The following is a 4,646-nucleotide window of genomic DNA, read 5'->3' on the forward strand; positions in this document are numbered from 1 at the left end:
GTTTGCCGCCGTTGTGTTCTCAATGACGTTTATTACTGACGATGCGGATGAATCTGATCAAGCTAAGTAACAGGCCATGACTCAAAGACCGAGTGTTGTTGGAATGGAGGTGATTGCTGAAGAAGCTTTAGAGTCTCAGCTAGAAACAGATGATCAAGCAAGCTAAACGCTTGCAGGGTTATCTAAGTCGTGACCTAAATCCTTAAGATCTTGGTATCTATCACCAATCCTGTGATGTGGCCTGCCGCCAATTGAGGCGCCTAAAGCAACTACAATTTCATCATCAGCTGGTGCATCTGGAATAGACAGGCTTATGGTTAAGTAATGTGACCGCCTTCCAGCGTCATTTTTGTCCATAAGTGGAATCATAATTGGAGCATTAGCGCCTCCACGAGTGTTACAAAAAGAAAGGTAGGATTTAGCACCAACTGCTTCACGATAAAAGTTTCCAAAACGAAGCGTATGAATAATGCCTGAGGCATGCTCAATTTCACCCTTGAGCCCAACCACAGCAGATTTGCCATAGCCCTCTATGTTTGCTCCAGATCCAGCCTCCTTAATTATCATTGAGGTCAGCATTTCTCCTAGGCCTGGTGCGACATCCAAGATACCTGGTTTGAGATCCTCGATAAATTGATTTGGATTTTTGAAATCAAACCATGGGTTTTTAATGACAGCAACTGCAGCTATGAGAATCAATGGTTTTTTTGCAGGCTTGTTGCCCTCAATAAGAGTTTTTTCAACATGAAGAAGGGTTTTTCTGATCTCTGCGGGCATTATTCAACTCCTTAACAGTTAGTCATGATTAATTGCTTCATTGAGGCCTCTTTGAAACACTACAATCAATGCTCCAGTCTCCGAGAATGAAGAGTGCTGGCTTCCAGGCTCAAATGATACAAATTCACCTTTTTTAAATACTGTTCCATCTGAATCAATCAATTCACCTTCGATCATTAAAAATTCTTCGAAGCCCATGTGCATATGTGGCACAGTTTGAGCACCAGGCTCCATTTTTAATACATAACTTCCTTGTCCATTTTTTTGATTGTAGCTGATAATATGCCAACTCATTTTTGGAACAGGTGCGCCGTACCTGTCAAAGGGCAAAAACTCTAGGTTATGAATATCAAATACGCGTCTATCATTCATAAAAGTTTGTTAGTTTTGTATTAAATCTTAGATTGTAACCAATTGTCTTCAGCGTAGTGACAATTATCGTCAACTAGATGAATACTAAAGGCTTGTCTTGATTTATTAGAGGTGTTCTCAGCGCTGTAATGGGGTAGCTGTCCATGAAGTATCACAAGCGTTCCAGCTTTAACTTCTAGAAGATCAAGTTCGTTATCAGGCCATGGGCTTTCATCTAAAATTTCGAACTCTGTGCCTCCTGTTTGAGCGAGTTTAAAACGCTTTTTTAGGGGCAATGTATGACCTCCAGTCATCGCCTGAAGGCAGCCATTTTCAATATTAGCATCTTCGAGCGCCATCCAAAATCCAATACAGCTCATTGGTGTAGTATATAAAAAAGTTGAATCTTGGTGAAGTCCAACTTCCCCTCCAATATTAGGTTGCTTAAAAATATGCATAGACTGAAGCTGTCTGGGCTTTTTCATCCCAAGCTGTCTTCCCATAGCTGGAATATTAAGACCATTAATTATTGATTTATAGATTGGGTCTAATGCATGCTGTGCATGACCTATCTTGTTGATAGATTTTTGCTTTGGAACAGTGAAGTTTCCGTCACTATCAATTGCCTTCTCTTCAAAAAAAAATCTAATTTTATCTCCTGACTTTAAGAAGTACTCATCGCTAGCTCTTTCTTGCTCATTGGTTGTAAAAATGGAGTGAGATGAGGAAGGATCAAAATCATCAATCATCTCTTTTGCTCGATTCATTAGATTCTCTCTTTCAACCTGACCAAGAAAGTCCTCTACAACTAGATAGCCATCCTTATTAAACGATGAAATTTGGCTTTGTGACAACATAAAGTAACGCGCTGAATATTTATTAATGAATTGAATTATATTAGTATTTTATGAACTATGACACATAAGTTCGATAAACACGACTGGTGATCTTAGAAAAAATTTCATAGGAGATCGTATCCGAGTACTGAGCAACTTCATCGATAGAGACATTTGGTCCAAAAAGCTCTACACGGTCACCGATTTTTGGATCTTTGATGCCCTTAAGGTCAACGGTTATCATATCCATTGAAACTCTTCCAGCTAGTCTGGCTGTTCCTCCATTAAGAAACACAGGAGTTCCATCTTTTGCACTCCTGGGATATCCGTCAGCGTAACCAATAGCAACTACCCCAATCAAAGTATCATTTTTACAGATATACCTTTCACCATAACCAATAGAAGCTCCAGCTTTGAATTTCTTAATAGATATGACAGTGCTTTCTAATGTCATAACGGGTACTAAACCTGTAAATTTGTCTTCGAACGGAAACGGTGAAGAGCCGTAGAGCATGATTCCAGGTCTAGTGTATCCACTATGAGCATCATTCCAAGCCATCAAAGCAGCTGAATTTGCGAGTGAATGATCGTTCTGTCTTGAGTCGACTATATTATTAAATTTATCAATTTGGGTATTTGTTGAAGAACTTTCTGTATTGTCTGCGCTTGAAAAATGAGTCATTAATGTTAACTTATCAACATTAGGGGAGTTTTCTAAAATATTGATTACTTCATTTGACTCATGCTCTAGAAACCCTAGTCGACCCATGCCTGAATCAATCTTTACAAAAATATTAAATTTTTGACTTAGCTGGCTATTAAGAACCCATTCTAACTGAGCAGAGTTGCATACGACCATCCAGAGGTTATGTTCAACTACTATATTTAACTCAGACTCTTCAAAGACACCTTCTAAAAGAAGGATAGGTGTTTTAGAAATTCCTGAGTTTCTAAGCTCAACAGCCTCTTCAGAGCAGGCTACACCATAACAATCAGCAGTACCCTCTAGATACTGGGCTACCCTAACTGCACCGTGACCATAGGCATTCGCCTTAATAATTGCTATTGCATTTGATTGAGGGCTAAGAGACTTAGCATAAAGATAGTTTTTTTTGAGTGCATTGAGATCAATTGATGCAATGCAATTCCTAGCCATAATTAAATTCTGTCTTGTTTGAAAAGCTGTATCGACTCATTTCAATTCCTTCAGTAGAAATCTCAGGGTCGGTTCCTGAAATAAGATTAGATAACAGTTTGCCAGAACCAGCTGACATTGTCCATCCGAGAGTTCCATGACCTGTATTGAGGTATAAATTTTTGTATGGGGTGTTGCCAATAATTGGTGTTCCATCAGGAGTACAGGGTCGAAATCCAGTCCAAAAGTTAACATTATTAGACGACATATAGCTCTTTGGAAATATCAAATCAAGGCCACTTACCAATGATTCTCGAGATTTTTCTCTCAAGTTCTTATTGAAGTCAGTTAAGTGCGCCATGCCAGCAACTCTAATTTTGTCCCCTAGTCTGGTGATGGCAATTTTATTCTTTTCATCCATAATTGTTGATTGTGGGGCATCATTATCAGATAGAACAGGCATTGTGATTGAATAGCCTTTAACTGGATAAACAGGGATTTCAATACCGATATTGGATAGAATTTTTTTAGAATAGCTTCCAAGAGAGACTACATATTTATCTGCCTTAAACTGACCTTTATTAGTTAAAACTGAAAAAATCTCATTATTATTTAATTTAACAGAATTAATTTCTGTATTGAATTCAAAATGAACACCCATTTCTAGGCATTTTTTATAAATTTCAGTTGAAAACAAGTAGCAATTCCCTGTGAAGTCATCCTTAAAATGAATTCCACCAGCGAGTTTGTTTTTTACATGTTTAAGAGCAGGCTCAACTTTGACACACTCTTCAGGATCAAGAATCTTGGATTGGATATTAAATTTTTCCAAAATTGAAATATCTTTTGCTATCTTGTCGATCTCTTTTGTATCCCAAAATAGTTGAAGAGAGCCTTGTTTTTTTTGTTCGTAATTTATTTCAAAATCTTTCTCAATCTCTAATAGCGCTTTTTGTGAGTATGAAGCTATTCTGAGCATGCGGCTTTTGTTGATTTCGTAGCTCAGTGAATTACAGTTTTTATACATTCGAAATAAAAACTTAATGGTCTCAGAACTTAATTTTGGGTTTATGATTAGAGGAGATCGTCCAGTCAAAGCCCACTTTAAAGCGTTGAGTGGAAGACCAGGAGATGCCCAAGGAGATGTAAACCCATAGGACAAACATCCTGCATTAGCATGACTTGTCTCCATGGAGACACTATCTTGCCTATCAATAACAGTTACCTCATGTCCATTTTTAGCTAAAAAATAGGCTGAAGTTGTGCCAATGATACCTGCACCTAGAACAACTACTTTCATCGAATAATTCTGCTCATAAAGCGCAAATTTTACCACCGGTACTTAGAATATATATTCCTATAAATCTTCTTAAATACTATATAAATTTTTATAAAATTTTCTTCATTAGAATGGTACAGAAAGATGAATTTTAAAGTTTTAAAAAATTTTATTAAAATCATATAATTATCAAAAAAATTGATTTAGAAAAAAAGAGTCATTAAGCTATATTCTTGTTAAAATATCTAGGTTAAAATACCGTTTTTTT

Annotated in this window: 5 protein-coding genes and 1 pseudogene; 1 reads left to right on the forward strand and 5 read right to left on the reverse strand. The window is 37.0% G+C overall.

The window, feature by feature from the left end:
- Nucleotides 1-166 (forward strand): annotated as a pseudogene (locus F3741_12725) (MFS transporter).
- On the opposite strand, the gene F3741_12730 reads toward F3741_12725, so the two are convergent.
- From F3741_12730 to F3741_12750, 5 genes are all read right to left on the reverse strand, one after another.
- Nucleotides 163-777 (reverse strand): amino acid synthesis family protein, encoded by a 615-nt coding sequence (locus F3741_12730; GenBank protein MZG31641.1) that lies wholly within the window; start codon nucleotides 775-777, stop codon nucleotides 163-165. The pseudogene F3741_12725 and the gene F3741_12730 sit on opposite strands and share 4 nt — an antisense overlap.
- An 18-nt stretch (nucleotides 778-795) precedes the next feature.
- The gene (locus F3741_12735) at nucleotides 796-1,071 is read right to left on the reverse strand and encodes a cupin (protein MZG31642.1); all 276 of its coding nucleotides are present in this window, start codon (nucleotides 1,069-1,071) and stop codon (nucleotides 796-798) included.
- A gap of 98 nt (nucleotides 1,072-1,169) precedes the next feature.
- Nucleotides 1,170-1,985, reverse strand: coding sequence for a phytanoyl-CoA dioxygenase family protein (locus F3741_12740; GenBank protein MZG31643.1), 816 nt, complete (start codon nucleotides 1,983-1,985; stop codon nucleotides 1,170-1,172).
- Between the two features lie 55 nt (nucleotides 1,986-2,040).
- Entirely contained in the window at nucleotides 2,041-3,120 is a 1,080-nt protein-coding gene (gene alr / locus F3741_12745) for an alanine racemase (GenBank protein MZG31644.1), read from the reverse strand.
- Nucleotides 3,113-4,399 (reverse strand): D-amino acid dehydrogenase, encoded by a 1,287-nt coding sequence (locus tag F3741_12750; GenBank protein MZG31645.1) that lies wholly within the window; start codon nucleotides 4,397-4,399, stop codon nucleotides 3,113-3,115. The genes alr and F3741_12750 overlap by 8 nt, the downstream gene beginning before the upstream one ends.
- Between the last annotated feature and the right edge of the window lie 247 nt (nucleotides 4,400-4,646).

Source organism: Nitrospinota bacterium (genome assembly GCA_009873635.1).
Classification (GTDB): domain Bacteria; phylum Nitrospinota; class Nitrospinia; order Nitrospinales; family VA-1; genus LS-NOB.